We start from the raw sequence: 26222 nt of genomic DNA on the forward strand, positions 1-26222 counted from the left end.
CCGCTCTCGTGTGCACTGCGGGCGGGAGGTGGCGCTGTGCTGGACGGTAGTGCCCAAGGCGTGGACGGTGGTATGAGATCGCCCGCGTTATGGCTCACATCACGCACTGGCGCACTGTGAACGGACACCCGCGGCCGGAAACCGGGAAACCCGGAAAGAGGGGACGAGTGAACGGTGGTGCGGCCGACGGTGTGCGGGCCCCGCGCCACGGTGCGGGACAATGCGGTGGTCAGGGGCTGGCCAGCCACTTCGAGACGGCCGGGGACGGATCGCGACGACATGGGACGGGTCACCGAGCGGCGACGGACTCTGCGGATCAGGGGCGGCGCGGTCACCGCCCGACCTGACACGCTCGTCGCCGAGGAGCCGCTGGAGATCAGGCTGAACGGCACGCCGCTGGCGATCACCATGCGCACGCCCGGCGACGACTTCGCGCTGGCCGCCGGTTTCCTGGTGAGCGAGGGCGTGCTGGGGCGCGCGGACGAGCTGGCCAACATTGTCTACTGCGCGGGCGCGACCACCGAACCCGTCGACGACGATGCCACGGCGGCCGCCGGAAGGAGCGCGGGTGGTCCTGCCCCCACCTCATGGGGTGGCGACGGCGCCGCGCACCTGGCCGTGGGTGCCCTGGCATCCACCACGTCCAACACGTCCACCGTGTACAACACGTACAACGTGGTCGATGTGCGGCTCGCGGCAGGCGTCCCCATCCCCGACATCACGCTGGAACGCAACGTCTACACCACGTCCTCCTGCGGGTTGTGCGGCAAGGCCAGTCTGGACGCCGTACGGACGATCGCCCGGTGGCCGGTCGGTGATCCCGCTTCCCCGGTCATGGTCTCCCCCGCCACGCTCTCCGCACTGCCCGACCGGTTGCGTGCGGCGCAGCGTGTGTTCGACCGTACGGGGGGCCTGCACGCGGCGGCGCTCTTCACGGCGGACGGCGAACTCCTGGACGTACGGGAGGACGTGGGCCGTCACAACGCCGTGGACAAGCTCGTCGGCCGGGCGCTGCAACAGGGGCGGCTGCCCCTGACGACGAGCGTGCTGCTCGTCTCCGGGCGTGCCTCGTTCGAGTTGGCGCAGAAGGCCGTGATGGCGGGCATCCCGGTGCTCGCCGCCGTCTCCGCGCCGTCCTCCCTCGCCGTGGACCTGGCCGCCGAGACAGGGCTGACGCTCGTGGGCTTCCTGCGGGGGCAGGACATGAACGTGTACGCGGGAGAGCACAGGATCGTCCTCGACCTCTGAGCAGGGGCAGGTGCACTCGGCACGTCAACGCATTGCCGTCGGCGGGTGCGGGTGCGCGCTGTTCGGGTTGCCCTCATCTCTAGGGGTGGGCAGGCCCCAGCAGTCCTGTACGGGCCAGCCCTACGCGCGAACGGGGTGCCTGCCCGATCGCTTCGCGGCCGGTCCGGCCCGCACAGTGGCGGTCATGCACCGATCGCCACCCTGGCCCTCGTCCTCGCCCCGCTCCAGGAGATCCCACGCCCAGGAGGTCCCTGTCATGCCCTCAGCGCCATCCGTCTCCCCGGCGCAGCGCCGTACGAGGCGTGCCGCGCGGGCCGGTGTCGCCGCCCTCGTGTGCGGTGCCGCCGTCGCCGCGCTGGCCGCCGCGGCTCCCGCCTCGGCCGCGCACACCGACCCGGGCCCTGACCGTCGGCGCTCGGCACTGGAGCGCGACGTCGCCGCCGTCCACCGCACGGGGGCGGTCGGTGTCACCGCGACGCTCTCCACCCCGGTGGGGATCACGGCCGCCAGTAGCGGTGAGGCCCGACTCGGCACCGGCGGACCCGTACCCACCGACGCCCGCTACCGGGCGGGCAGCACGACGAAGACCTTCGTCGCCGCCGTCGCGTTGCAGCTCGTGGGCGAGGGCGAGCTGTCCTTGTCGGACAGTGTCGAGAAGTGGCTGCCCGGTGTCGTCCGCGGCGACGGGAACGACGGCCGCCGCGTCACGGTCCGGCAGCTGATGCGGCACACCAGCGGTCTCGCCAACTACACGAGCTATCCGGAAAGCTTCCCCGCCGGGCACTCCGCGCGCGGCTACTACGAGAACCGGTACCGGCATGTGACCTCGGGCGAGCTGGTCAGTGGGGCGCTGCGGCATCCGCCGAACTTCGAGCCCGGCACCAACTGGCGTTACTCCAACACCAATTACGTACTCCTCGGGATGATCATCGACAAGGTCACGGGGAACTCCTGGGAGGGCGAGGTGCGCGAGCGGGTCATCCGCCCGCTGCGGCTGAAGGGCACCTGGTTGCCCGGCGACGACCCCCGTCTGCGGGGGCCGTACGCACACGGCTATCACACCTACCCCGCCGAGGACGGGCAGGGACCCGGCCGTCAGCTCGACACCACCCTGATGAACGCCACCGTCGCGGACGCGTCGGGCGCGGTGGTCAGTACGCCCCGCGACATCAACACGTTCTTCACCGCACTGATCAACGGCCGTCTGCTCCGCCCGGCCCAACTGACCGAGATGCAGAAGACACATCCGATACCGGACGAGCCGGGGCGCGGCTACGGCCTGGGGCTGGAGACCACCCCGCTCAGCTGCGGTGGCTCCTACTGGCATCACGGTGGCAATGCCCTCGGCTACGCCAGCGAGAACGGCATCACCACTGACGGGCGGCGCGCCGTGACCGTCTCGGTGAACAGCTTCGACACCGTCGACGGCGAGAAGCAGGATCGCACCGACGCCGCGGTCAAGGCGCTCATCGACCGCGCGCTGTGCGACACCGGCGGCGACAGCGACAGCGACAGCAGCAACGACAGCGACAGCGCCCACCGCACCGGCAGCGCTGAGAGCACCAGCAGTACCGGCAGCGGCGCCACCAGCACCAGCACCGGCACCAGCCACGCCACCGTCACTGCCGTCGCCCGCCCCGTACGACCCACCATCTGATCGGCTCGCCGCCTGACCAGGCCGCGCTACCCCCGCTCGCCTCGCTCGCCCTGTTCTCCCGCCTCGACCAGGCGGGTGAGCAGGGCGACGAGCTGTCGGCGTTCGGCATCGGTCAGTGGGGCGGTCAGTTCGTCGTTCGCCTCGTCGCCCAGCTTCTCCGTACGCCGCAGGCGTCGCTCACCCTCCGCGGAGACGGTGATGGCGTTCTTCCTGCGGTCGGCTGGATCGGGGCTGCGCGTGACAAGTCCGTCGCCTTGCAGGTCGTTGAGGACGGCGACCATGTCCTTGGGGTCGATACGGACACAGCGGCCCAGCTCCGCCTGCGAGACCGGGCCGAGTTCGGCGACGGCGGAGAGCACGGCGTGGTGCATCATCCGCATCCCCTCGCGGGCCAGTGCCTCGCCGACGAGCCGGTGCCCGCGGGCGGCGGCGCGGCCGAGCAGCCAGCTGGGGAGGGCACGGATACGGGAGGGGGCGAAGGGGGTGTCGGCCATGCCCCGATGCTATCCCGATATCCATTGGGGCGACCAACGAAAGGCGTGTACCGTTGGACCCCCCAATGAATATCGCCTACGGGAGGCCCCATGCGCAGAGTCCGGTTTCATGAGTACGGCGGCCCCGAGGTTCTGCGCGTGGAGGAAGCGGAGCCGCCCGTGCCCGGCCCCTGCGAACTTCTCATCCGTACGCAGGCGATCGGTGTCAGCCTTCCCGCGGTACGGAAGACACGTGGCGAGCCCGGCGGAGGCGGGGTCCCGCTGCCCGCCACGGTCGGCGGCGAGGTCGCCGGGGAGGTCGTGGCGACCGGGCCGGACGTCACCGGCGTCGCGGTGGGCGAGCGCGTCACCGCCATCTCGTTCACCGGCTCGTACGCCGAACTGGTCACCGCCCCCGCCTTCACGGCCGCGCCGATACCGCCGGGAGCCGACGCCGCCACCGCCGTCGCCCTGGCCCGTAGCGGCCAGGTCGCGCTCGCCGCACTGCACGCCGCGCGCCCCACCGAGGGAGAGTCGGCGCTGGTCACGGCCGCCGCCAGCGGAGTCGGGCAGCTCGCCGTCCAGCTGGCCAGGCTGCGCGGGGCCTCCCGGGTCGTCGCCGCCGCCAGCTCACCGAGCAAGGCGGAATTCCTGCTCGGTCTCGGTGTCGACGAGGTGGTGACGTACGACCGTGAGAGCTGGGGCGAGCCCGTGGACTTCGTGCTGGACGGTGTCGGCGGCGACCTGCTGCCGCGCGCTGTGGCGGCGCTCGCGCCCTTCGGCAGGCTGGTCGCCTTCAGCTCAGGCGGTGGCACTGTCCCGGCCTTCGACCTGCTGGCCGGTTCGAAGACGGTGACCGGGATGTCGATGGCCCGGCTCGCCACCACCCGGCCCGCGCTGCTGGCCGAGCGCCACCGCTCGCTGTGGGCCCTGCTCGACGCCGGTCGGCTGCGCGTCCCCGTGCATGCCGAACTCCCGTTGGCCCAGGCAGCGCAGGCCCACCGGATCGTCGAATCCCGCACGGGTCTCGGAAAGGTCGTCCTGGTCCCCTGAGCGGGTGAAGCACGGGTCACTGAGCGGGTGAAGCGCAGGCACGCGCGGTTCTTGTGGGGACGGGCACGAGGCAAGTAACTTCTGCGCAGCGCACATGGGACGTGGGATGTCTTGATGTCCAGATGCCTTCGAAGGGCAGGTCCGAATATGGCGTCAGAGCTTCAGTCAGATCCCGCAAGACGCGGCAGACCTCACCCCTACTCCTTACGTACACCACCCGGCACACCCGCGGCACCCGGCTCGCGTGACGCGTGGGGCCGGCGGGGCTCGCGGGCCTTCGGGCGGCTCCGCCTTCCGGCGTTGGTGGCCGCCGTGGCGCTCAGCCTCCTTCCGGCCCCCGTGTGGGCCGCGGCCCCGGATGACTCAGCGTCCGGGGCCGCGGCCCGCGCGGACTTCGAACAGCAGGTGCTCTTCAAGGCTTCCCAGGACGGTGGGTACGCCTGCTTCCGCATTCCGGCGATCGTCGAGACGAAGGACAAGACGCTGCTGGCCTTCGCTGAGGGCCGGGTGGACACCTGCGGGGACGCCGGGGACATAGACCTCGTCCTCAAGCGCTCCTTCGACGGCGGGCGCACCTGGAGCCCGCTCCAGGTGATCGACGAGGGCAACGGTGACACCCACGGCAACCCGGCGCCGATCGTCGACCGGAACACGGGCCGGATCGTGCTGGCCACCACGTACAACAAGGGCCGGGACGACGCCGGGAACTGCGAGGTCCCCTGTGACCGCAGGCCGCATCTGCAACACAGCGACGACGACGGCGCGACCTGGTCCACTCCCCGCGATCTGACCGGTGACATCCGCGACCCCGAGTGGAACGCCTGGTATGCCACGGGACCCGTGCACGGCGTTCAGCTCCGCCATGGCAAGGATGCCGGGCAGCTGGTCTTCGGCGTCAACGCGGAGAGCTACAAGGGCGGCCGGATCACCGAGAACCACGCGGCCCTGGTCCACAGCGACGACGGCGGCGACAGCTGGAAAGTCGGCGCGGTGGACAGCTGGCCACTCGCGGCGAACGGAACGTTCCGTCAGAAACCGTCCGAGATGACCCTGGTGGAACACGACGACGGCACCATCTACGTCAACGGCCGCGAACAGGACGGCACAGACCTCGGGCACCGCGACCACACGGTCAGCGAGGATGGCGGCGACAGCTTCAGCAGGCCCTTCCGGGCACTGCCCAGCCTCTACACCCCCATGGTGCAGGGCGCCATCGTGAAGCTGCGCGGCCGCCAGGGGCACCACCCGGGGCGGATGCTCATGTCCGCGCCCGCCGACCCGGACCGGCGGCGGACGATGATGATCCGCTCCTCCTACGACGAGGGGCGCAGCTGGGAGAGCGTCGACCGGGGGAAGGTCGTCACGACCGACTGGTCCGGCTACTCGGACATGGTCCGCGTCTCCGACGGCACGGTCGGCCTGCTCTACGAGGGCGGGGCGGCCGACGCCCGCGATGAGATCCGCTTCGCCCGGTTCACCGAGTCCTGGCTCGGCTCTCGCCGGGGCCCCGACCCGACGACGGCGGACGGGGCACGGCACGCCCGCCCCGCGGCGGTGCTCGGCGGGGCCCGTACGGGCAAGGGGCGGTTCGGCGGGGCGGTGGAGTTCGACGGTGCGGACGACGCGGTGCGGCTGCCGTTCCGCGAGTCGCTGCCGCTGGGCGACAGGGACTTCACCGTGAGCCTGTGGTTCCGGTACGCCGCCACCTCCGGCGAACAGCCCTTCCTCTGGATGGGCGGGGTGGGCAACAAGTCCCCGCAGGTGGCGGTGCGGGGAGAGCCGGGAAGCAACCGGATCACGGCATCGACCCTCACGGTCGCCGGTGCCGCCCCGCCCGTCACCACGACGGTGCGCACCACGCAGGCGTACAACGACGGGCACTGGCACCATCTGGCGCTGCGGCGTGGCGGCGGCGAGCTCACCCTCTTCGTGGACGGCACCCCGGTCAGCGCGAAGGCTCAGCCCGGCGCGGTCAGCCGCGGCTCCGTGTTCGGTGTGCATGTCGGCCAGAAGGTGGACAGCAGGTCGCATCTGGCGGGCGCGCTGGATGAGGTGCTTGTCGTCGGCCGCGCGCTGCCGGACGCCGAGGTGCGGCGGCTGGGCACGTCGTCGGCGCGGTCCGTCGCCCGTGAGGGCGCGGTGCTGTGGCTGCCGCTCGACCGGGTGCGCCCGCCGAAGTAGGGCGCGCCTCCGTGCGGCCCGGGGCTCAGCTCTTGGCCGCACGGGCCGGGGGTGCGGCTAGCGGGAAGCCCGTCCTGCGGCCTGTTCCTGTTCCTGTGGCTCTTCCGGTGGCTTTCCCTGTCGCTTTTCCGGTGGCTGTTCCTGTTCCTGTGGTGGCGCCTGTGCCGCGTACCGCTTGGCGAGTACCGCGCAGACCATCAGCTGCATCTGGTGGAAGAGCATCAGCGGCAGTACCGCCAGACTCGCCTCGGCGCCGAACAGCACGCTCGCCATGGGCAGCCCGGCCGCCAGGCTCTTCTTCGATCCGGCGAAGACGATCGTGATGCGGTCGGCGCGCGGGAAGCCGAGCTTGCGTGAGCCGTACGAGGTGACGCTGAGCATGGTCGCGAGCAGGACGGCCTCCACACCGAGCAGCGCCAGCAGCCGCAGCGGGGTGACCTGGTGCCAGACGCCTTCCGCCATGCCCTGGCTGAACGCGGTGTACACGACGAGGAGGATCGAGCCCCGGTCGGCGAAGCCGAGCGTCCGCTTGTGACGGGTGATGAAGGCGCCGATCCAGCGCCGCAGCACCTGTCCGGCGAGGAACGGTACGAGCAGGTGCAGCACGATCGACAGGAGGGAACCGGCCGAGAACCCGGCGCTCCCGCCCAGCAGCAGCCCGGCCAGTACGGGCGTCACCAGGACGCCGATCAGGCTGGAGAACGAGCCCGCGCAGATGGCGGCGGCGACGTTGCCGCGCGCGATCGAGGTGAAGGCGATCGACGACTGGATGGTCGAGGGCACCAGGCACAGGAAGAGCAGGCCGGTGTAGAGCGGCTGGGTCAGCACGTAGGGCACGAGGCCCCGCGCGGCCAGGCCCAGGGCGGGGAAGAGCACGAACGTGCAGGCCAGCACGGTGAGATGCAGCCGCCAGTGGCGCAGCCCGCGCAGGGCCTCCTGCGTGGACAGCCGTGCCCCGTAGAGGAAGAAGAGACCGGCGACGGCGACGGTCGTGGAGTCGTCGGCGACGGCCGCCGCCTGTCCGGTGGCGGGCAGGAGGGCGGCGAGCAGGACGGTCCCGAGGAGCGCCAGGAGGTATCCGTCCAGGGGCAGCCAGGACGGGAACGCGAGCTTGGGCCGACGCATGATCTCTCTTACCTGTGCCTCTCCTCGGCCGCGCGCGACGGGGCGCGGACGGACGCTCTCACTCCACCCTGCGCATGCCTTCCACCCTGCCGCGCGCCCAGCCCATCGGGAAAGGCGTTCACCGCTCTCACTGCCATCACGGGATGCGATAGCGGAGTAGGCTCGTGGTGTGTTCGATCCGGCGCAGTTGCGTACCTTCCGTACGGTCGCGCAGACCCTGAGCTTCACGCAGGCCGCCCAGCGGCTCGGCCTGCGCCAGTCCACCGTCAGCCAGCAGGTGCGGAAGCTGGAGGCGGCGGCGGGGCGGCAGCTGTTCACCCGCGATACGCACAGCGTGGAGCTGACCGAGGACGGGGAGGCCATGCTCGGCTTCGCCAGGACGATCCTCGCGGCGAACGAGCGGGCGGCGAACTGGTTCGCCGGCACCAGGCTGCGCGGCCGGTTGCGCTTCGGCGCCTCCGAGGACTTCGTCCTCTCCCGGCTCCCGGAGATCCTGGAAGGTTTCCGCCGCGACCACCCCGAGGTGGACCTGGAGCTGACCGTCGAGCTGTCGGGGACGCTGCACGAGCTGCTGGACGCGGGGCGGCTCGACCTCGCGCTCGCCAAGCGCTCCGCCGACCGGCCGGGGGGTCAGCTGGTGTGGCGGGACAAGCTGGTGTGGATCGGCGGCGACCGGCTGCGCGTGGACCCGGACCGGCCGCTGCCGCTGATCCTCTTCCCGCCCCCCGGCCTCACCAGGGCCCGCGCCCTGGACGTTCTGGAGCAGCACGGCCGCCCGTGGCGGATCGCCTGCACCAGTGGCAGCCTGAACGGCCTGGTGGCGGCGGCACGGGCGGGGCTCGGCGTGATGGCGCACACCCAGGGCATGATCCCGCCCGGCCTGGCCCGGGTCCCTGACCGCGTGGGCCTGCCGGACCTGGGCCCGGTGGAGTTCGCGCTGCTGCGCGGTGAGCGGCGCGCGGGGACGGGTGCGGGCGTGCCCGCGGAGGACGCCGCGCATGCGGCCGCGACGGAGTTGGCTGCGGCCATCCTGGCGGGCGGCGACCGACTGCACCGGTCCCTGTAACCGGTCCCTGACCGGACTCTGCAACCTGTCCCGGCAACCGGTCTCCGCAACCGGACTCTGCGACCGCTCCCTGTATCGACGTATCGGCAGGCGGGGCCGCGCCTCTCTGCGGCGCCCGTGGCGGCCGCCCGTACGGCTCGCCGGCGGACCGGCCGCGGTCGGTGGGCGGGACGGCGTGGGACGGGGCGTGGGACGGCCGATAACCGCCCCTGAAGCCAGGGCGTGGCGCGGATCACGCGAGCCGGGGCGACGAGGACGGCATCACGGTTGGGAGGGTTTGTGCCGCGTGCCGCGCGGGCGTGGCACGCGGGCCCGGTCGACGGCGCGCGACTGTAGAGCCACGGTGCCTCGCCTGGGAAGATTCGGTGCAGAATTCGGCCGCAAAGATCGCGCCATGCGCCCATCGGGCGGCCGGGGCTCTGCGAACGGACCAGTCTTTCCCCATTGACCAGCGCCGATGCCGAGTATTCCGGTTGGTGAACCCCCCTCCCGGCCGGGCTTGCGATCGGGTACGGTCGCGGCGCTGCGTGGAGCCCGAGGAGGCAATCGTTGCGCGAGTTCACCGTCCCTGCCTTGGCGACGGCGCCCCAGGTCGGAGGACTGGCGGACGCCGTGTTCGACAATGCCGCCGACGATCCGGGGCGCGTGGCCTTCGCCCGCAAGCTGGACGGCCGATGGCGGGATGTGACCTCTGCGGAGTTCCGGGACGAGGTGCTCGCACTGGCCAAGGGGTTTCTCGCGCAGGGCGTGCGGTTCGGCGACCGGGTCGCGATCATGTGCCGTACGCGCTACGAGTGGACCCTGATCGACTTCGCGCTGTGGTCGATCGGCGCCCAGTCGGTGCCGTTCTACCCGACGTCCTCCGCCGACCAGGTGTTCTGGATGCTGCACGACGCGGGGGTCTCCGCGTGCGTGGTCGAGCACGAGGACCACGCCATGACGGTCGGCTCGGTGATCGACCGGCTGCCCCGGCTGGCGCGGCTGTGGCAGCTTGACGCGGGAGCCCTGGACGAGCTGCTGGCGGCCGGGGAGGGCATCGACGACGAGGTGGTGCACCGGCACCGGCTCGCCCTGACGCCGGACTCCCCCGCCACGATCATCTACACCTCCGGCACCACGGGCCGTCCCAAGGGCTGCGTCATCACCCACGCCAACTTCATGGCGGAGACCGACAACATCGTCGCGCGCTACGAGTCGGTGTTCCACACCCGGCCGGGCGACGAGCCGAGCACGCTGCTCTTCCTCCCGCTGGCCCACGTCTTCGGCCGCATGGTGCAGGTCGCCGCCGTCCGCGCCCGGGTGAAGCTGGGGCACCAGCCGGAGCTGTCCGCCGCCGCGCTCCTGCCCGACCTGCGCTCGTTCCGGCCCACGTTCATCCTGGCCGTGCCGTACGTCTTCGAGAAGGTCTTCGCCTCGGCCCGGCGCAAGGCCGAGGCGGACGGCAAGGCGGGCCCCTTCGACAAGGCCGTCGAGGTCGCCGTGCGGCACGCGGAGGCCAGCGAGCACAAGGCGTTCGGCACCGGTGGCGGCCCCGGCGCCTCACTGCGCATGCAGCATCAGCTGTACGAGAAGCTCGTCTACAGCAAGATTCGCGAGGCGATGGGCGGCCGCCTCCGGCACGCCATGTCGGGCGGCTCGGCGATGGGGCGGCGGCTCGGCCTGTTCTTCCAGGGCGCGGGCGTCACGATCTACGAGGGGTACGGCCTCACGGAGTCCACGGCGGCGGCCACCGCCAACCCACCGGAGCAGACGCGGTTCGGCACCGTCGGCCAGCCGATCCCCGGCACCACCGTGCGCATCGCCGAGGACGGCGAGGTGTGGCTGCGCGGCGGCCAGATCTTCTCCGGATATCTCGGCGACCCGAAGGCCACGGCCGCCACGCTGCGGAACGGCTGGCTCGCCACCGGCGACATCGGCGCGCTCGATGAGGACGGCTACCTCACGATCACCGGCCGCAAGAAGGAGGTCCTGGTGACCTCCGGCGGCAAGACGGTCTCCCCCGTGGCCCTGGAGGAAAGGGTCCGCGCCCACCCACTGGTGGCCCAGTGCATCGTCGTCGGCAACGACCGCCCGTTCATCGCCGCCCTGGTCACTCTCGACCCTGACGCCGTCAAGCACTGGCTCCAGATGCGCGGGAAGCCCGAGCTGCCGCCGTCCGAACTGGTCCGTGACCCGGATCTGGAGACCGAGATCCGGCGGGCCGTGGTCGCGGCCAACACCCTCGTCTCACAGGCCGAGTCCATCCGTACGTTCCGGATACTGGCCGCCCAGTTCAACGAGGAACACGGGCTGCTCACCCCTTCCCTGAAGCTCAAGCGCAAGGCCATCGAACAGGCGTACGCAACGGAAGTTGACGCCCTCTACCACACGTGAGCACATCTGAAACGCGATGGCACGCGATGGCACGCGTCGGAAATTCGCATGCTTGCCCAGGAATGCGATCACGGCACTGATCGTTGAGGCTGGAGTACCACATCTCCAACGTAAGGATCGATTGCTCGTGAGCAAGGTCCCCTCCATCACCCTCAACAACGGCGTGCAGATCCCGCAGCTCGGGTTCGGCGTCTGGCAGGTGGCGGACGACGAGGCGACCGCCGCGGTGTCCACGGCCCTCCAGGCCGGATACCGCAGCATCGACACCGCCGCCATCTACGGCAACGAAGAGGGCACGGGCAAAGCGGTCGCCGAGTCGGGCATCCCGCGCGACGAACTGTTCATCACCACGAAGCTGTGGAACACGGATCAGGGTTACGACTCCGCGCTCCGCGCCTTCGACACCTCGCTCGGCAAGCTCGGCCTCGACTTTGTGGATCTCTACCTCATCCACTGGCCGCTGCCCGCCCGCGACACGTACATCGACACGTACAAGGCGCTGGAGAAGATCCTCGCCGACGGCCGTGCCAAGTCGATCGGCGTGTCCAACTTCCAGCCCGCCCATCTTCAGCGGCTGATCAGCGAGACGTCCGTCGTCCCGGTGCTCAACCAGATCGAGCTGCACCCGCAGCTCCAGCAGTCCGACGCCCGCGCCTTCCACGCCGAGCACGACATCGCCACCGAGGCGTGGTCCCCGCTCGGGCAGGGCAAGGGCCTCCTGGGTGACGAGACGATCAGCAGCGTCGCGCGCAAGCACGACAAGACGCCCGCTCAGGTCGTTCTCCGCTGGCATATCCAGCTGGGCAACGTGGTCATCCCCAAGTCCGTGACTGCGTCCCGTATCCAGGAGAACATCGACGTCTTCGGCTTCGAGCTGGACGCCGACGACATGGCGGCCATCGCCGCCCTGGATGAAGGCAAGCGGCTGGGTCCCGACCCGGACACCTTCGACCTGGTCTGAGCACGAGCCTGGTCTGAGCGCGAGCTCGGGCCCGCACAGGACCGGCCCGGTCATCGACCGGGCCGGTCCTGCCGTACCCGGACACGTCAGCGCGGTGCGCGGCAGCAGGCCCGAGTGGAGTGTTCGCATGGGCCGGCCACCGCCCCCGGGGAGGAATTCCACCGGTATGCGGCCAGTGGGCACACGCGGCGGCCCAGGTCGTACGAGAGGGACAGGCACGTGTATTGCTGCCGCGCCACGGTGCCCATAACTTTCGGACATGGAGCTTGAGCTGCGGCACCTCAGAGCGATTCGCGCGATAGCCGATACCGGCTCGCTCACCAAGGCCGCCGCCTCGCTGGGCCTCGCCCAGCCCGCGCTCAGCACCCAGCTCAAGCGGATCGAGCGGGCGCTGGGCGGCCCGCTGTTCATCCGGGACCGGACGGGCGCCCGTCCGACCCCGCTGGGGGAGCTGGTTCTCGACCGGGCCAGGGTGCTGCTGCCCGCCGTGCGTGAACTCCAGGAGGAGGCCGTACGGTTCGCGAACGCGTGGGTGCAGGTCCAGCGCTTCCGGATCGGCGGGACGCATGGCCCGCTGCTCGGCGGGCTGATCGACCGGCTCGCGACCGCGCACCCCTCGGCGCCCGTCAGCACGTACACCTCCTGGTCCGTTGAGGAACTCAGCACGATGGTCACCGAGGGACGGCTCGACTTCGCCCTCGTCGGCGCCTGCGGCCAGAGCCCGCCCCCGGCGAACGACCAGCTGACGTGGCAGCCCGTGGGCACCGACCCGGTCTTCGTGATGCTGGTGGAGGACCACCCACTCGCCGGGGACATGGAGCTGAAGCTCAGCTCTCTCGCCTCGGAGTCCTGGACGGACGTACCAGGCGACGGCTGCTTCGCCGACTGCTTCGCCGCGGCCTGCGCGCGCGCCGGATTCACCCCGGTCTCGGTCTTCGAGACCGACACCGCCTCGTGTGTCCATCTGGTGCAGGTGGGGCGGGCGGTGGGCCTGTGCCGTGCGACGTTCCCGCCGACACCCGGCGTCGTCGTACGTCCGCTCGCGGGCACGCCCCTGAGCTGGCGGCATCTGATCGGCTGGCACCCCGGGGCGCCCGCCGCCGACACCGCGCCCGCCGTGGCCGGTCACGCGCGGGCGGCGCACGCCGACGCGGTGCGCCGCAGCGTGCCGTACACGACCTGGCTGGCGTCGAACCCGCAGTGCGGCGCGGCCTACGGGACCGCGGTCGGCGCCTCGACGGCCACATCCTGAGGCGCGCCGCCCTGGGCCCCGCGCGACGGCGGGACGTGTTCGCGGAGCAAGCGGCGTACCCGGAGGCGTCATGCGGGGCACCCGGGGCGCGCCTAGAGGTCCATACCACGATGTTATGGGTCAGTTGACAGGTCCGCGACGAGCGCTCTCCGCATTACGGTGACGCCACCCCCGACATGAGGAGAACCTGAGATGCCCCGCAGACGTGGCTTGATCGCCGGTTGCGCCATCGCGATAACCGCCTTCTCCCTGACTGCTCTCCCCGCATCGGCCGTCAACGGCCCCTCATCCACTCCCCCCACCGAGAGCGCCGCGCCGAAGATCCCGGCCGGAATGCTCAAGGCCATGGAACGCGACCTCGGTCTGACCCCCGCCGAGGCCACATCGCGGATGGCCAACGAGTTCAAGGCGGGCTCCCTTGAGCCCACCCTCCGCAAGTCCCTCGCCGCCGACTTCGGCGGCTCCTGGACCACAGGCAAGACCGCGAAGCTCGTCGTCGCCACCACCGACGCCAGTGACAGCGCGGCCATCGCAGCGGCGGGCGCCAAGGCGCAGGTCGTCAAGCACAGCCTGAGTGAGCTGAACGCCGCGAAGAAGGCCCTGGACCGGGCCGCCCACTCCGACGGCTCCACCGCCGCGCCCGTCTGGTACGTCGATGTCCAGAGCAACAGTGTCGTCGTACGGGCGGCCAAGACCGCCGACGCCCGCGCCCTGATCGCCGCGAGCGGCGCGGACAGCTCGCTGGTACGTGTCGTCAAGTCCGCCGAGAAGCCGCGGACGTTCTATGACCTCCGTGGCGGCGACGCGTACTACATCGGCAGCAGCTCACGCTGTTCCATCGGCTTCTCCATCACCAAGGGCAGCCAGGGCGGCTTCGTCACCGCCGGTCACTGCGGCCGGGCCGGGGCGACCACCACCGGCTACAACCGCGTCGCGCAGGGCACCTTCCAGGCGTCCCGCTTCCCCGGCAGCGACATGGCCTGGGTCGCCACCAACAGCCAGTGGACCCCCCGCCCCTGGGTGAAGTCCGGCAACAGCAACGTCACGGTCTCCGGCTCACAGCAGGCACCGGTCGGCTCGTCCGTCTGCCGCTCCGGCTCCACCACCGGCTGGCACTGCGGCACCATCCAGCAGCACAACACCAGCGTCACCTACCCGCAGGGCACCATCTCCGGTGTGACCCGCACGAGCGTCTGCGCCGAGCCCGGCGACTCCGGAGGCTCGTACATCTCCGGCAGCCAGGCGCAGGGCGTCACCTCCGGCGGCTCCGGCAACTGCCGCAGCGGCGGTACGACCTACTACCAGCCGGTGAACCCGATCCTCTCCGCCTACGGACTCACCCTGACCACGGGCTGACCACACCACCGCGGCGCTCCGGCGCCCTCAGCAGCCGGGCAGCCCGGCACGCTGAACCCCCCGGCGCTCCGGACGGCGCGCTAGTCCCACACGTCTGACAATCCAATCCATCGACGGCTCGACAGCTCGACGGCCCGACGCAGCCGGTCGAGCACATCACCCAGCTCACGCGGCTGTGCGGTGTTCGTCGCGCCCGCTCACCCCATATCACCGACGCCGTCGCCCCTTTCCGGGCGGCGGCGTCCGGTGTTGGCACCGGTCAGCCGCACCGCTGCCGACTCGCTGGGGTCCCGGCAGGCGTCGGGCGGGGATGGGAAGGAACGTCGGCCTGGACCTTCGCGAGGTGGTCCGCCGGGAAGTCCCGCCAGTCGAAACCGCCCCTGGGCGGGTCCCGAGCGAGCGCGGCACGCGTGGAGCCGGGCGGTGACGTATTCCGCTCGGGTATCAGGCGATGTCGGTGACGGTGATGCTCACACTCACCCGTGGCTCGGCGGCGCCTTCGGCGGCGAGATCCCGTACCGCCGAGGTGACAGCGGCGCGGACCGCCCGGGTGACGTCCAGTGCGCGGTGCCCGCGTACGACGGCGAGATGGACCCGGAGGTCCCACCCGGGCGGGCTGGTGAGACGGTCCGCCCGGACGCCCGCTATGCGGGCGGGCGGGGTGGCCGAGCGGCCGCGGTAGCGAGCGGCGGCGCCGCGCACCAGATCGCCGAATCCCGGCCGCAGGTAGGCGACGCCGGGCGTCTGACGGGCCGCCTCAGCCACCGCCTCAAGCACCGCCGTGTACTCCTTGGCCTCTTCCCGCGAGGGGATCACTGGTCTCTCCTTTCACGGAAGAACGGAGGCTGGTCACCGAGGTCGCCCCCGACGACATCTCCGAGGACGTCCCCGAGCACATCGACGACCGTCACGTCGATCTCCGCGATGTCCATGCCCACGGCATCCCGCGCGGCGTCGGCGATCAGCTGCCGGACGAGACCTGCCAGGTCGGGAACGGTCCAGTCGAGCGTCGCCGCCAGTTGCAGCGACACACGCGCCGGACCGCGGTGGGGACTCCCGCCGGGCAGGAGGGAACGGCGCGCCGCCCCCGCGTCGACCGGCACGACCTTGCAGCTGCCCGCGAACACACCCGGCAGGGTCTCGGCGGCCGCCCGGAACGCCTTGGCCGCGGCGACCTCGGCGATCCACGCGTCCTCGGCGGGCTCACCGAGCGGCAGCAGCCGCCCCGGGCGCAGCTCAGCGCGGACCAGGCCCATCACCCGGGCCGTGATGGCCTCGGCGGGCGGCTCCGTCGCGGACCGCTCCTCACGGACGTACTGGTCGAGCACCCCGAGACCGGCCAGCGCCTGCTCGCAGTACGGGCACTCGGCGGCGTGCGCGTCGGGCGCCTCACTCGACTCCCAGACGGCTGAAAGCGAGCGCCCGCACAGCAGGATCTCGTCGCCGTCGCCGTCGCCGTCGCCGTCGCCGTCGTCTTCGCCGTCGTCTTCGGCATGGCCGCCGTCGTGACCGCCGGAGCCGTGGTCATCACCGCCACGGCCGTTGCTTCCAGCACCCTCGGCGCCGCTGCCGGTTCCGCTTCCGGTTCCGGTTCCGGTTCCGCTTCCGATTTCGTGCGCGCCCGTGGCGGAGCCGTTCCCGGTGCCGGAGCCGTTCCCGGTGCCGGAGCCGGAGCCGGAGCCGGTGCTCGCACCGTCCGCGCTCCGCTGCTCGTGATCGTGCGCCGCGCGCTGCTCGTCACCGTGCTCGCGCCGACTGCCCTCGCCGCCGGGGATCGCGCCGTCGCTCGCGCTGGTGTACGCGCCGTCCCCGTGGACGTGTGCGGTGTCTCCGTCTCGCTCATGGTTCCGGTTGGGGTCCCGGTCCAGCCGGTCGCCGGGCGAACCGCGGTACATGCCTAGCGCCATGCGCCCATCGCCTCCGTCAGGTAGCGCCGTGCTCGGAAAATCCTGCCGCGTGCGGCCTGCTGGCTGATGTGCACCACGTCGGCGACTTCCTCGTACGACAGGCCGTGCAGCTCTCGCAGCACCCAGCAAGCACGTTGTTCGGGAGTGAGCCCGGTCAAGGCGTCCGCCAGGGCCCGGACGGCCGCGGTGGACTCGGCGGCTCGTACGGGGGACGCGGCATGCTCGGGCGCGGACGGCTCGGCGACGGAGCTGAGATCCTGCGTGGGGCGGCGGGAGCGGAGCAGATTCAGACACCGATTGGTCACGATGCGGTACATCCACGTCGAGAAGGCCGCGTCGGCCCGGAAGTCCGGCAGTCTTCGCCAGGCACTCACGAAGGCCTCCTGCACGGCGTCCTCCGCGTCCGCCCGGCTGCCGAGGAGCCGGGTCGCCAGGCTGAGCAACTGCCCGCTGTGCCGACGCACCAGCAGCTCGAAAGCCGCCTCGTCGCCTTCCCCGGCCCGCACGGCCAGCAAGGTGTCGCTGGGTTCGGGCACTCATCGGCTCCTCTCCGTTTCCTACCACTACAGCCTGCTACGTCACCTACCGCTTTTCGCTTCGACACGAGCGGGCCGCTTCTGTCACGTGTGGGCTGCGTCACGGTACGGCTCCTGGGGTACCTGCGAAGAGAAACGCGGCTACTGCGTGACAAACGAGGTACAGGCGGGTCCAAGTCCCTGCCGGAACGCCCCGATCGGCGATATGAACAAGCGTCGGTAACCCCCAACGAGGCAACAACCAACAAGGAGCGCAGTCTCATGACGACGAAGACGGTCAGCCCTTCGATCAACGAGCCCCGCACCGGCGGGGGCCAGTCGTCCCCGGGCACCACTCTCGACGTGAGCACCTCGGGCCCTGACGGCCAGCCGGCGACTCGCGGCAAGACCTCGATCGCCGACGGCGTGGTCGAGAAGATCGCCGGTATGGCGGCTCGTGAGGTGTCCGGCGTGCACGCCCTGGGCGGTGGCCTCGCGCGCACGCTCGGCGCCGTACGGGACCGGGTTCCCGGTGGCCGCCCGAACATCGGGCGAGGCGTGAAGGTCGAGGTCGGCGAGCGGCAGACCGCCGTCGACCTGGACATCGTGGTCGAGTACGGGGTGCCGATCACCGAGGTCGCCGGTGACATCAGGGAGAACGTCATCGCCGCCGTGGAGCGCATGACGGGTCTTGAGGTCGTCGAGGTGAACGTCGCTGTGATCGACGTACACCTGCCCTACGACGACGCTGACGACGACGAAGCCCGCGTCCAGTAGTCACCCGTCCCGGCGGGCCCGGCACGCCGAGCGGACCGACAGGCCCGCGGGCTGGGCCCCGCCGGGCAGAACCAGGACTCCGAGGAGCAGGTCATGAGTAGAGCGGTCGTGGGGCTCGCGGTCGGCATGGCGCTGGGGTTCGCCGGGTACTTCGGCGGGTTCACGGCGTTCCTGCTGGTCGCCGCGCTGGGCGCGGTGGGCTTCATCGTGGGCCGCCTGGTCGAGGGCGAACTGGACTGGACGCAGTTCGTCCGGCCCCGGGAGGGCCGTGGTTCCGGTGGCGGGACGGGGCGCGGCCCGGCCGGAGGCTCCGGTCGCAGCGGCAGGGTCAAGTGAAGGTCCCGGCCGCCGAGCGCGGCGCGACGGTCATCGCCGACCGGGTCGTGGCGCGCATCGCCACGGGCGCGGCCCGTGAGGCACTGGAGAAGGTCGAGGGTGACGTCGCCGCCGCCCGTGGCAGCGCCGGTGTCCGGCGCGGGAGCGCACGCGTCTGCCTGTCGCTCGACCTTCCCTACCCGACCGACATCGCCGCGATCGCCGCCGCGGTCCAGCGGCATGTCGCCGACCGGACGGCGTGGTTGACGGGCTTGCCCGTCGCGGCCGTCCGCGTGCGCGTCGAACGGCTGATCCTGCCGGCCCAGCCGAAGTCCGGCCGCCGGGAGGTGCGCTGACCGACCGCGCGGACCGGCGGACGGGCAGACGGGCAGACGGGCAGACGGGCAGACGGGCAGACGGGCAGACGGGCCCGCCCGGTGAGGCCGCCCCGCGGCCTCCCGGCCGGGCCCGGCCGGGAAGCGTCCGGCGCGGGGCGGTGACACGGCGCCGCGCTAGCTCGCCCCGTGCCCGGGCGCGATCTCGGTGACGCGGCGCGCCAGCTCGCAGTCGAGCTCGGTGACCTTGCCGCCGACGCTGTGGGTGTTCACGGTGACGGTCAGCTTGTTGTAGCTGAGCAGCAAGTCCGCGTGGTGATTCAGCTCCTCCTGGATCTGGGCGACATGCACGACCATCGCCGCGGCCGGAAGGTGCTTGCCGAACGCGAAGGTCCGGGTGATCCGGTCGCCGTCCAGCGACCAGCCGGGCAGCTCCTCAAGCCGCTCCTCGATCTCCTTCCGCGACAGCGGTTCTACAGCCATGGGGGCTTCCCCTTCGTCGAAGCACGCGCGGGCGGCGGGCGGCTCGGCAGCGTGCGCGGATACTGAGTACCCAGCGTGACATGGGACGGGTTACGGTCAGGGGATGACGACCGTCGCTGTTGCTCCGGGTGTGGGCGCGTTGCTGCGCGAATGGCGGGACCGGCGCCGCATCAGCCAGTTGGAGCTGTCGCTGCGCGCCGACTCCTCCGCCCGGCATATCAGCTTCATCGAGACCGGCAGGTCCCGGCCGAGCCAGGAGATGGTGCTGCGGCTCGCCGACCATCTCGACGTCCCCGTACGGGAGCGCAACGCCTTGCTCATCGCAGCGGGTTACGCGCCGCACTACCCGGAGTCCGCCATGGACGACCCCTGTCTCGACGGGCTCCGCGATGGACTGCAACGACTGCTGACGGGGTACGAGCCGTATCCGGCGCTCGTGGTCGACGGTACGTACGACGTGGTCGCGGCGAACGCGGGCATCGGCATGCTGGCCGCGGGCATCGCGGAGCATCTGCTGCGGCCGCCGATGAACGCCATGCGCGTCACGATGCACCCGGAGGGGCTGTCCCGGCGCATCCTCAACTACCGCGAGTGGCGGGGACATCTGCTGGAGCAGATGGAGCGGCAACTGGCGCTGATGCGGTCCTCGCCGCTGCGCGCGCTGTATGACGAGGTCAGCGCCTACCCGCTGCCGGACGGCGGGGCGCAGACCGCCGTGTACAGCGCGGATCATGTGCCCTTCGCGCTGCCGATGGTCATCGAGCACGACGGCAGGGTGCTGTCCCTCATCTCGACCATCGCCACCTTCAACACCCCGATGGACGTGACCGTTTCCGAGCTGGCGGTGGAGACCCTGCTGCCCGCCGACCGGGAGACAGCCGAGTACCTGCGCGGGCAGCGCCCGTGAACGGGCACTGAAACGCTGATCACCGGCCCGCGCCGCTGATCGCCCGTCGTCCGGGACGCGGGGCACTCGCCCCGCGTCCCGGCGTACGGCGCCCGGACGTACGCCTCCGGGAACGCTCAGGCGGCGGGCAGCCGGTCAAGGAAACCCAACACGGACCGGATGCGGCCGTCCTCGGCAAGCGTGATCACATCGAATCCGGCGACGGGCGCCGATCCGTCGGCGTCAGATACCAGTTCCCAGCCGAAGCGTGCGGTGTGGTGATGCCCGTCGACGGTGCCGGTGTGCCGGAAGGTGAACCCGGGGAACTGCGCATGGGCGCCGCTGATCACAGCCGCCAGCTGGTCGTGCCCGCTGACATCGGCGAGCGGGTCGGTGTACGAACCGTCCTCCGCCCAAGCGGCGGCGACGGCCTTGGCCAGCTCCGCAGGGTCGGTCGCGTTCCACGCCTCGAAGTAGCGCGCGACGGCGGTCTCATAGCTGGTGGTGACGGTCTCGGACATGTCGGTTCTCCTCGGTGCGAAGGTCCAGGGAACGGTTTCCGCCGCGGAGTGCGCCGTGCCGGAATCCGTTGGCCCTCACTCTGCCGAGAACGCGCCGTGGGCGCGATTACCGCCCAGGTAATGGCGGTCGCCGCGCACGACGCCTCCGCCCCGCGAGTGCGGCGGCCGCAGCGGACCGACGGGGCGGGGGTCTGTGTCCGTGATGTTCTTGATGCCGTTGAGACCGGGTGTCGTTGAGATTGGGTGTCGTTGAGACCGGGTGTCTTTGAGACCGGATGCCGTTGATACCGCCTACGGGTATGCGGTACGGGCCGTGCGGGTCCGTACCGCTGTGCTGTACGTGCCGGGCGTGCCCGCGGCGGCCCGGGCGCTCGCGCTGCCCGCCTCCCTGGCCGGGGAACCGGTCCCGGGAGGCGGGTGGGCGAGACGGTCGGCAGCGGGTCGTGCAGGGGTCAGGTCAGCCGGGCTTGATGCGGCCGCGCCAGGAGCCGGTTTCGCCGCCTCGGTGTTCGATGAAGTCCTTGAAGCGCCGCATGTCGCCCTTGACGCGCCGGTCGATGAGCCCTGTCATGTCAGCGGTCTTCTCCGCGGCTCCACTGGGCTCGATATCCATCACCAGCTCAACCCGCGTGTGCGTGTCGTCCAGGCGCTGGAAGCGGACCATGCCCTTTTGCTGGGTGTCGCCGCTGGTCGTGCGCCAGGTGATCCGCTCATCAGGGAGCTGGTCGACGATCTCGGTGTCGAACTCCCGCCGGACTCCTCCGATCTTGGTCGTCCAATGGTTGTGGCGGTCATCGAGCTGCGTGATCCGCTCCACGCCCTCCATGAAGTTCGGGAACTCCTCGAACTGCGTCCACTGGTTGTAGGCGGTGCTGACGGGGACCTCGACCTCGACCGTCTCCTTCACCGTGCTCATCGCTGCGCCTCCTCCGTGGTGACTGCCACGCGGCGTCCGTCTGTCCGCCGCGCCGGATCTTGCTACGCGGCGACGGGTACCCGATCACCGCTCATCTACAACAGCGATCTCCAGTCGATGCACGGTTCGCCTGCCGCCGCGCTGGTCTATGGCGCGAGAAGTCACGGAAAGCCACGCCAGTCCACCCGGCGCGCCCCTCTCAGGCCCGCCACCGGCCGGGCGGCAGCCGAGAGCGTCAGCGCCTCGCCGGTGTGCTCGCCCAGGCGGGGGCACGTGCCGCCGCAGCCGCCGCTGGGCCATCGGCGACGGACAGCGAAGGGGCGCGGGGCGCGCGCCATTTCGTACGCCTTGGCATGGGAGCTCATGCCTGGAAGGCTGGGAGCGGGACCAAGGGCAGCCTCAAGCTGGCTTACGGACGACGGATGGGGAAAGCCATGGCCGGCACGGCACTCGGACAGAGGGTAGGCAGGGCTTTCGCCGACCTGGCGGCCGCCTCCCTTGTGGGCGGTGACGAAGTGCTGCTTCAGCTGACCACCGTCTGCGTGGACGTGTTGCCCATAGCCGGTGCCGCCGTCGTCCACAACGACACGGACGGCCGCCTCTCCTGTGCGAACGCGTCCGATGAGGCCGTCAGCGCACTGGAGCACACCCAGCTCGACCTGGGCGAGGGCCCCAGCTTCGACTGCGTTCGTACGGGCCGGGTGCTGGCGGAACTGCCGCTGGCGCACCCCCACTGCCGGGCGCGCTGGCCACTTTTCGCGCCCAAGGCCCTGGGCTTCGGCCTCCAGGCGACCGCCGCCGTACCGCTGGACGACGGGGGCCGGGTCCTTGGCGCGCTGAATCTCTTCCAGCACCACTTCGGCGGCCTCACCAGCACCCATATCGACATGGCGCAGCATCTCGCCGACGCCACGGCGGCCAGCCTCGTCCACCAGCGGACCCGTACGACACTCCGCACTCGCGCCGAGCAGTTGCAGCAGGCGCTGGACAGCAGAGTCGTCATCGAGCAGGCCAAGGGCATTCTCGCCGAGCGCCTCAACCGCTCCCCCGACGAGGCATTCGCGCTCCTGCGCGGCCAGGCACGCCATGACCAGCGAAACCTCGCCACGATGGCCCGGCAGGTCATCGACGGCACGGTCCGCATCGGTACCGACGCACCGCGGTGAGACGCTACGCGGGCATGGCGGCGTCAGCGCGCAACGGCCGCGACGCTACGGCGTCACGACGCGTGGCTTGGCGAACGTCGAATTGTCGATGACGACGTCCATCATCGGCAGCGGGTCGACCTCCCGCAGATAGATGTGCTCCGCCACCAGGTATCTGTCGCGGTGGATCGATTCCGCGTCGGACCCGGCCCAGTCCTGGTCACGTTCAGCGCCTCGCCGAACGGACAGTTCCGCGTCCACCCGCAGCCAGACGCGGAAGTCCCAGTAGTCGTTGATCTCGGGCCGGAAGGCGAACACCCCGTCCACGATCAGCACCGCGTCCGGAGCGAGCGATATCGCCTCCGACGTGTGGTCCTGCTGCGTGAGCGGATCGATGGAGCACAGCACGGCGGAGGACGCTTCCAGCGTACGGCAGGGGTCCAGCAACAGGCGCCTGACCGCGTCATAGTCATACGCGTTGCGGTAGTAGCCCTCTCCTGACTCCCGGTCATACAGATGCCGGTCCTTCCACGGCTTCTTGAAGTCATCGAGGGTCGCCCGAAGCACGGGGCGCCCCGCGGCGCTGACACGCTGCGCCAGCTCGTGCCCGAAGCTCGTCTTGCCCGCGGCGGTGAAACCGTCGATTCCGACGAGCAGACGGCCCTCGCCGAGCGTCGCGACGCGCTGCGCGATCGACTCGACCAGCGCGCTGCGTTCGGCGGAGGCGGCCGGAGGACACGGCTGCTGCCAGGTCGAAACCGCATGACGTACGTCCACCCGTGGAGATCCCATGGGGGAAAAGTACCGGTCGGCGCCGGCTCCGGCTCTGGCCCTGGCCCTGGCTCCGGCTTCTGCTTCTGCTTCTGCTTCTGCTCTGCTCTGCTCTGCTCTGCTTCCAAGGCCGGTACACGCCTACGGGTTGTCGCCCGCGGCGGCGGGTCACACGCTGCCGCGCTACGCCTCGTCGGCGGCGCGGCCGCGGGGGCGTCCCACACCAGGGCGTGCGCCCCGTTCACGCGGCAGCAGCGGCCGGTGCGGAAGACGTCCTGATACACGCGCTCGAACCCCTCGCGGCTCAGGTAGCGGTCGCTGACCCGGTGATCGAGCCACGCGCCGGAGGACAGCCGGTAGATCTCCCACGCCTCGGCCGGGCCACGGCGCACGAGGTTACGGGCCAGCGCGCGGACCACGCCGCCGTACAGCCACCAGCGCGGGTTGACCGGGCGTGGCGAGACGGTGTCGACGAGGACGGCCCGCCCGCCGGGGGCGACCAGGGTCCTGATGTGGCGCAGTGCGGCAGCGAGGTCGGGCACATGGTGGAGGGTGGCGACGCTGAGGACGACGTCGTAGCGGCCGGGTCCCTCGACGTCGAGCAGACTCGCCTGCCGGTACGTGATGTTGGGCCGGGGCCTTCGGCGGCGGGCGAGGTCGATCATCGGGGCGGACAGATCGACGGCATCGACGTGAGCGAACCGCTGAGCGAGCAGCACCGCGTGCCGCCCGCCTCCGCAGCCGAGATCCAGCGCGCGCCCGCCCGCGCGTGGCAGAACCCCGGGCAGCCACTGCCCGATGGTGTCCCCGGTCAGTTCGCCCAACCGGTCGTAGTCCTCAGCGACACGGTCGAACGACTGCGCCTGCGCGCGCGTGGTCATGCGCCACCTCCTCCTGAAAACCGCCCTGGAGCATCCCGCGGCGAGCGCGGGCGGCCCCTGCCGGTGCCGTGTGCCGCCGCGGCGGCCCCTGCGGCGCCGTGGCCACCGCGACGGCCGCGAGGGGCCATGGCCGCTCCCGGTCATGGTCGTCGCTCACGGCCCATCATGCCGCGCGGGGGACGGGGCACGGGGGCGGGCCCGGAGGCACGGGGCTCCAAGCACGGGGCACGGAGCCACGGCAGAGGAAGCCGGCCCGATGCCCGCGCCGAAGAACCTTCCGCGTCTGTGGGCGTTGACTCTCCCCTCGTGTGAGGCCCTGTACTGACGGAGTCGTGCTCAGCCCCTCCCGGCAGCCGGGTGACCGGCCCCGGCACGTCAGCCACCCGCACAGATGGAAGGTCCCGCATGCTTGCCTACGTCGGCTCCGGCCCCTACTGCTACACCAGTTGCCTGACGATGCTGCTCGGCCCCGAGGCCCCCGCACCGGCGGTCACCGAGACGCTGACCGGCTCTCCCTTCGGCGCCCAGCTGGTGGCCGGGACCCTGCCGTTCTTCGACCCGTACGGCTGGGACCCGGAGATCGGTGTGGACGACGCCATCGAGCTGCTCGGCTGGAGCTGCGAGCGAAGCGACGGCGGGACCCCCGAGGAGGCGCTGGCCCGGCTGCGCACGGCCTGCGCCCGGGGGCCCGTCATGGTGGGGCCGCTGGACATGGGTCTGCTGCTCTACCAGCCCGGCACACCGGCCGCCGAGGGCGGCGACCACTACGTCGTGGTTCTCGGCGTCGAAGATGACACCGTGCTGCTCCACGACCCGTACGGGCATCCCTATGCGACGCTGCCGACCGCCGCGTTCGCCGCTTCCTGGGAAGCCAAGGCGATCATCTATACCGACGCACCGTTCGTGATGCGCACCGGATTCGTCCGGAAGCGCGAGGTCACCGCCCCCGAGGCGCTGCGGCAGTCGCTGCCCCGGGCCGTGCGATGGCTGGCCGGGCGTGAGGATCTGCCGGTGCCGCCGGGATCGCTCGGTGGCGCCGCCGCGGTGGAGGGGCTGGTCGCGCTGGTGCTCCAGGGACTCAGCCCGGACAACCGCACGCTGCTGGAGGCGTTCGGCATCCGCGTCGGCGCCCGCCGCCTCAGCGACGCGGCCGCCTGCCTGGCCATGCTGGGCCTGGCTGACGCCGCGGCGGTGGCGGCCGGTCAGGCCCGGATTCTCGGAAGCCTGCAGCACCCTCTTGTCGTCGGGGACGAGCAGACACTGGCAGCGGGACTGCGACGGCTGGCGCCCACGTACGAGCAGCTGCGAGCGGCGCTCACGGCGGCCATCGGAGTCACCGCTTCCGGCTGAGCCGCCGCCCCTGTCGCGAGGCCGCCGGGTAGCGGACCCACCCACCAGGGTCAGCCGCCCCGCGGCTCCTCGCGGTGGCTCACCGGCTGAGCAGTTGCCCCAGCCGGTTCAGCAGGGGCAGCAGGTCCGCGCGTTCCTGCGGGGTGAGCGCCTCAAGGGCGGCGTGCACCGCGTGCATCTCGGCCCGCAGGCGGGACGCCAGTGCGGTGCCTTCCGGTGTGCGGCTGGCCATCTTGCTGCGGCGGTCGTCGGGGGACGGCGTGCGACGGACCAGGCCACGGGCTTCCATGCGGGCGATCAGGCCGGTGGCGTTGGAGGCGTCGCACACCAGGTGGTCGGCGACGGCGCGCATGGGCATCGGCTCGTTCAGCGCGATGAGGGCGCGGGCCTGGGACGTGCTGAGGCCGTGCCGGGTGGCGGCGGCGGCGAGGTCGTCGTAGTGGCCCCGCACCACCAGGGCCAGCGGCTCCAGCAGGTCGGCCGCCACGGGGGGCGTCGGGTTGGCCATGGGGTCCACTTCGCGTACTCCTGTCGCTTGACCATCGCCCGGGACAGTCACTTGACATCGTTAATATTTGGCGTTTACATGTTTCTAGTTCATTGAGCATATCAAGTGACCGCCAGGTCGGGATGTCACGCCACACCCGGCCCGCCGTCCGGGGCTCCGCCGTCACT

General features: G+C 71.3%; 26 protein-coding genes and 1 pseudogene. 15 read left to right on the top strand and 12 right to left on the bottom strand.

The features are described from left to right. The first annotated feature begins 279 nt into the window (after positions 1–279). Entirely contained in the window at positions 280–1248 is a 969-nt protein-coding gene (gene fdhD, locus AC5P1B_RS19180; RefSeq protein ID WP_493888513.1) for a formate dehydrogenase accessory sulfurtransferase FdhD, read from the top strand. A gap of 256 nt (positions 1249–1504) precedes the next feature. Further along, on the top strand, positions 1505–2905 hold the full coding sequence (locus AC5P1B_RS19185) for a serine hydrolase domain-containing protein (RefSeq protein ID WP_493888514.1): 1401 nt from the start codon (positions 1505–1507) through the stop codon (positions 2903–2905). A gap of 26 nt (positions 2906–2931) precedes the next feature. Here AC5P1B_RS19185 and AC5P1B_RS19190 read toward each other — a convergent pair whose 3' ends face one another. Next, positions 2932–3399 carry a MarR family winged helix-turn-helix transcriptional regulator gene (locus AC5P1B_RS19190; RefSeq protein ID WP_493888515.1) on the bottom strand — a complete coding sequence of 156 codons (468 nt, stop codon included), beginning with the start codon at positions 3397–3399 and terminating at the stop codon, positions 2932–2934. A gap of 90 nt (positions 3400–3489) precedes the next feature. Between AC5P1B_RS19190 and AC5P1B_RS19195 the strand changes: the two genes are divergently transcribed. Then, a complete protein-coding gene (locus AC5P1B_RS19195; protein WP_493888516.1) occupies positions 3490–4431 on the top strand; it encodes a quinone oxidoreductase family protein in 942 nt (313 codons plus the stop codon). 147 nt (positions 4432–4578) lie between these two features. Then, positions 4579–6612: an exo-alpha-sialidase gene (locus tag AC5P1B_RS19200; RefSeq protein WP_493888517.1), complete on the top strand. Its 2034-nt coding sequence runs from the start codon at positions 4579–4581 to the stop codon at positions 6610–6612. A gap of 57 nt (positions 6613–6669) precedes the next feature. On the opposite strand, the gene AC5P1B_RS19205 is transcribed toward AC5P1B_RS19200, so the two are convergent. Beyond that, positions 6670–7737, bottom strand: a complete 1068-nt coding sequence (locus tag AC5P1B_RS19205) for a bile acid:sodium symporter family protein (protein ID WP_493888518.1) — start codon at positions 7735–7737, stop codon at positions 6670–6672. A gap of 169 nt (positions 7738–7906) precedes the next feature. On the opposite strand from AC5P1B_RS19205, the gene AC5P1B_RS19210 reads away from it, so the two are divergent. The 5 genes from AC5P1B_RS19210 to AC5P1B_RS19230 all read left to right on the top strand — a co-directional run bounded on the left by AC5P1B_RS19210 (position 7907) and on the right by AC5P1B_RS19230 (position 14745). Beyond that, positions 7907–8803 (top strand): LysR family transcriptional regulator, encoded by an 897-nt coding sequence (locus tag AC5P1B_RS19210; protein ID WP_493888519.1) that lies wholly within the window; start codon positions 7907–7909, stop codon positions 8801–8803. Positions 8804–9352: 549 nt separating this feature from the next. After that, positions 9353–11176 carry an AMP-dependent synthetase/ligase gene (locus AC5P1B_RS19215; protein ID WP_493888520.1) on the top strand — a complete coding sequence of 608 codons (1824 nt, stop codon included), beginning with the start codon at positions 9353–9355 and terminating at the stop codon, positions 11174–11176. Between the two features lie 127 nt (positions 11177–11303). Further along, on the top strand, positions 11304–12137 hold the full coding sequence (locus AC5P1B_RS19220; protein WP_493888521.1) for an aldo/keto reductase: 834 nt from the start codon (positions 11304–11306) through the stop codon (positions 12135–12137). 259 nt (positions 12138–12396) lie between these two features. Next, the gene (locus AC5P1B_RS19225) at positions 12397–13389 is read left to right on the top strand and encodes a LysR family transcriptional regulator (RefSeq protein WP_493888522.1); all 993 of its coding nucleotides are present in this window, start codon (positions 12397–12399) and stop codon (positions 13387–13389) included. A 192-nt stretch (positions 13390–13581) separates the two neighbouring features. Then, on the top strand, positions 13582–14745 hold the full coding sequence (locus AC5P1B_RS19230; protein WP_493888523.1) for a S1 family peptidase: 1164 nt from the start codon (positions 13582–13584) through the stop codon (positions 14743–14745). A 444-nt stretch (positions 14746–15189) separates the two neighbouring features. Here AC5P1B_RS19230 and AC5P1B_RS19235 read toward each other — a convergent pair whose 3' ends face one another. From AC5P1B_RS19235 to AC5P1B_RS19245, 3 genes are read right to left on the bottom strand one after another with little or no spacing between them, the layout of a single operon-like run. Further along, entirely contained in the window at positions 15190–15561 is a 372-nt protein-coding gene (locus tag AC5P1B_RS19235) for an Asp23/Gls24 family envelope stress response protein (RefSeq protein WP_493888524.1), read from the bottom strand. Then, the gene (locus AC5P1B_RS19240; protein WP_493888525.1) at positions 15558–16652 is read right to left on the bottom strand and encodes a hypothetical protein; all 1095 of its coding nucleotides are present in this window, start codon (positions 16650–16652) and stop codon (positions 15558–15560) included. Before AC5P1B_RS19240 ends, AC5P1B_RS19235 begins: the two co-directional genes overlap by 4 nt. Beyond that, on the bottom strand, positions 16643–17188 hold the full coding sequence (locus AC5P1B_RS19245) for an RNA polymerase sigma factor (protein WP_493888526.1): 546 nt from the start codon (positions 17186–17188) through the stop codon (positions 16643–16645). The genes AC5P1B_RS19240 and AC5P1B_RS19245 overlap by 10 nt, the downstream gene beginning before the upstream one ends. A 261-nt stretch (positions 17189–17449) precedes the next feature. Here AC5P1B_RS19245 and AC5P1B_RS19250 point away from each other — a divergent pair, with 261 nt between their 5' ends. From AC5P1B_RS19250 to AC5P1B_RS19260, 3 genes are all read left to right on the top strand, one after another. Further along, positions 17450–17944, top strand: a complete 495-nt coding sequence (locus AC5P1B_RS19250; protein WP_493888527.1) for an Asp23/Gls24 family envelope stress response protein — start codon at positions 17450–17452, stop codon at positions 17942–17944. Positions 17945–18037: 93 nt separating this feature from the next. Next, positions 18038–18280 (top strand): hypothetical protein, encoded by a 243-nt coding sequence (locus AC5P1B_RS19255; protein ID WP_493888528.1) that lies wholly within the window; start codon positions 18038–18040, stop codon positions 18278–18280. Further along, on the top strand, positions 18277–18615 hold the full coding sequence (locus tag AC5P1B_RS19260) for an Asp23/Gls24 family envelope stress response protein (RefSeq protein WP_493888529.1): 339 nt from the start codon (positions 18277–18279) through the stop codon (positions 18613–18615). The genes AC5P1B_RS19255 and AC5P1B_RS19260 overlap by 4 nt, the downstream gene beginning before the upstream one ends. Before the next feature lie 156 nt (positions 18616–18771). Here AC5P1B_RS19260 and AC5P1B_RS19265 read toward each other — a convergent pair whose 3' ends face one another. Further along, positions 18772–19077: a 4a-hydroxytetrahydrobiopterin dehydratase gene (locus tag AC5P1B_RS19265; RefSeq protein WP_493888530.1), complete on the bottom strand. Its 306-nt coding sequence runs from the start codon at positions 19075–19077 to the stop codon at positions 18772–18774. Between the two features lie 103 nt (positions 19078–19180). On the opposite strand from AC5P1B_RS19265, the gene AC5P1B_RS19270 reads away from it, so the two are divergent. Next, positions 19181–19984, top strand: coding sequence for a helix-turn-helix domain-containing protein (locus AC5P1B_RS19270; protein ID WP_493888531.1), 804 nt, complete (start codon positions 19181–19183; stop codon positions 19982–19984). 116 nt (positions 19985–20100) lie between these two features. Here AC5P1B_RS19270 and AC5P1B_RS19275 read toward each other — a convergent pair whose 3' ends face one another. From AC5P1B_RS19275 to AC5P1B_RS19285, 3 genes are all read right to left on the bottom strand, one after another. Beyond that, positions 20101–20484 (bottom strand): nuclear transport factor 2 family protein, encoded by a 384-nt coding sequence (locus AC5P1B_RS19275; RefSeq protein ID WP_493888532.1) that lies wholly within the window; start codon positions 20482–20484, stop codon positions 20101–20103. A 457-nt stretch (positions 20485–20941) separates the two neighbouring features. Continuing rightward, positions 20942–21400, bottom strand: a complete 459-nt coding sequence (locus AC5P1B_RS19280) for an SRPBCC family protein (RefSeq protein WP_493888533.1) — start codon at positions 21398–21400, stop codon at positions 20942–20944. 161 nt (positions 21401–21561) lie between these two features. After that, positions 21562–21765 (bottom strand): hypothetical protein, encoded by a 204-nt coding sequence (locus AC5P1B_RS19285; protein WP_493888534.1) that lies wholly within the window; start codon positions 21763–21765, stop codon positions 21562–21564. A gap of 69 nt (positions 21766–21834) precedes the next feature. Here AC5P1B_RS19285 and AC5P1B_RS19290 point away from each other — a divergent pair, with 69 nt between their 5' ends. Then, entirely contained in the window at positions 21835–22566 is a 732-nt protein-coding gene (locus tag AC5P1B_RS19290) for a GAF and ANTAR domain-containing protein (protein ID WP_493888535.1), read from the top strand. Positions 22567–22611: 45 nt separating this feature from the next. Here AC5P1B_RS19290 and AC5P1B_RS19295 read toward each other — a convergent pair whose 3' ends face one another. Together AC5P1B_RS19295 and AC5P1B_RS19300 are read right to left on the bottom strand one after the other, a co-directional pair. After that, complete coding sequence (locus AC5P1B_RS19295; RefSeq protein ID WP_493888536.1) at positions 22612–23337, bottom strand: nucleoside/nucleotide kinase family protein; 726 nt, start codon at positions 23335–23337, stop codon at positions 22612–22614. A gap of 425 nt (positions 23338–23762) precedes the next feature. Beyond that, positions 23763–24341: pseudogene (locus AC5P1B_RS19300) on the bottom strand (class I SAM-dependent methyltransferase); the annotation flags it as partial. Positions 24342–24602: 261 nt separating this feature from the next. On the opposite strand from AC5P1B_RS19300, the gene AC5P1B_RS19305 reads away from it, so the two are divergent. Next, on the top strand, positions 24603–25547 hold the full coding sequence (locus AC5P1B_RS19305; protein WP_493888537.1) for a YobF C-terminal domain-containing protein: 945 nt from the start codon (positions 24603–24605) through the stop codon (positions 25545–25547). Positions 25548–25626: 79 nt separating this feature from the next. On the opposite strand, the gene AC5P1B_RS19310 is transcribed toward AC5P1B_RS19305, so the two are convergent. Beyond that, positions 25627–26055: a MarR family winged helix-turn-helix transcriptional regulator gene (locus AC5P1B_RS19310; RefSeq protein ID WP_493888632.1), complete on the bottom strand. Its 429-nt coding sequence runs from the start codon at positions 26053–26055 to the stop codon at positions 25627–25629. Positions 26056–26222 lie beyond the last annotated feature (167 nt).

The organism is Streptomyces sp. A01, from assembly GCF_059026195.1.

Coding starts and splice junctions, on each gene's coding strand:
- fdhD (WP_493888513.1), top strand. CDS start 280: ATGGGACGGGTCACCGAGCGGCGACGGACTCTGCGGATCAGGGGCGGC.
- AC5P1B_RS19185 (WP_493888514.1), top strand. CDS start 1,505: ATGCCCTCAGCGCCATCCGTCTCCCCGGCGCAGCGCCGTACGAGGCGT.
- AC5P1B_RS19190 (WP_493888515.1), bottom strand. CDS start 3,399: ATGGCCGACACCCCCTTCGCCCCCTCCCGTATCCGTGCCCTCCCCAGC.
- AC5P1B_RS19195 (WP_493888516.1), top strand. CDS start 3,490: ATGCGCAGAGTCCGGTTTCATGAGTACGGCGGCCCCGAGGTTCTGCGC.
- AC5P1B_RS19200 (WP_493888517.1), top strand. CDS start 4,579: ATGGCGTCAGAGCTTCAGTCAGATCCCGCAAGACGCGGCAGACCTCAC.
- AC5P1B_RS19205 (WP_493888518.1), bottom strand. CDS start 7,737: ATGCGTCGGCCCAAGCTCGCGTTCCCGTCCTGGCTGCCCCTGGACGGA.
- AC5P1B_RS19225 (WP_493888522.1), top strand. CDS start 12,397: ATGGAGCTTGAGCTGCGGCACCTCAGAGCGATTCGCGCGATAGCCGAT.
- AC5P1B_RS19230 (WP_493888523.1), top strand. CDS start 13,582: ATGCCCCGCAGACGTGGCTTGATCGCCGGTTGCGCCATCGCGATAACC.
- AC5P1B_RS19240 (WP_493888525.1), bottom strand. CDS start 16,652: ATGGCGCTAGGCATGTACCGCGGTTCGCCCGGCGACCGGCTGGACCGG.
- AC5P1B_RS19250 (WP_493888527.1), top strand. CDS start 17,450: ATGACGACGAAGACGGTCAGCCCTTCGATCAACGAGCCCCGCACCGGC.
- AC5P1B_RS19255 (WP_493888528.1), top strand. CDS start 18,038: ATGAGTAGAGCGGTCGTGGGGCTCGCGGTCGGCATGGCGCTGGGGTTC.
- AC5P1B_RS19265 (WP_493888530.1), bottom strand. CDS start 19,077: ATGGCTGTAGAACCGCTGTCGCGGAAGGAGATCGAGGAGCGGCTTGAG.
- AC5P1B_RS19270 (WP_493888531.1), top strand. CDS start 19,181: ATGACGACCGTCGCTGTTGCTCCGGGTGTGGGCGCGTTGCTGCGCGAA.
- AC5P1B_RS19275 (WP_493888532.1), bottom strand. CDS start 20,484: ATGTCCGAGACCGTCACCACCAGCTATGAGACCGCCGTCGCGCGCTAC.
- AC5P1B_RS19280 (WP_493888533.1), bottom strand. CDS start 21,400: ATGAGCACGGTGAAGGAGACGGTCGAGGTCGAGGTCCCCGTCAGCACC.
- AC5P1B_RS19285 (WP_493888534.1), bottom strand. CDS start 21,765: ATGAGCTCCCATGCCAAGGCGTACGAAATGGCGCGCGCCCCGCGCCCC.
- AC5P1B_RS19290 (WP_493888535.1), top strand. CDS start 21,835: ATGGCCGGCACGGCACTCGGACAGAGGGTAGGCAGGGCTTTCGCCGAC.
- AC5P1B_RS19295 (WP_493888536.1), bottom strand. CDS start 23,337: ATGGGATCTCCACGGGTGGACGTACGTCATGCGGTTTCGACCTGGCAG.
- AC5P1B_RS19305 (WP_493888537.1), top strand. CDS start 24,603: ATGCTTGCCTACGTCGGCTCCGGCCCCTACTGCTACACCAGTTGCCTG.
- AC5P1B_RS19310 (WP_493888632.1), bottom strand. CDS start 26,055: ATGGCCAACCCGACGCCCCCCGTGGCGGCCGACCTGCTGGAGCCGCTG.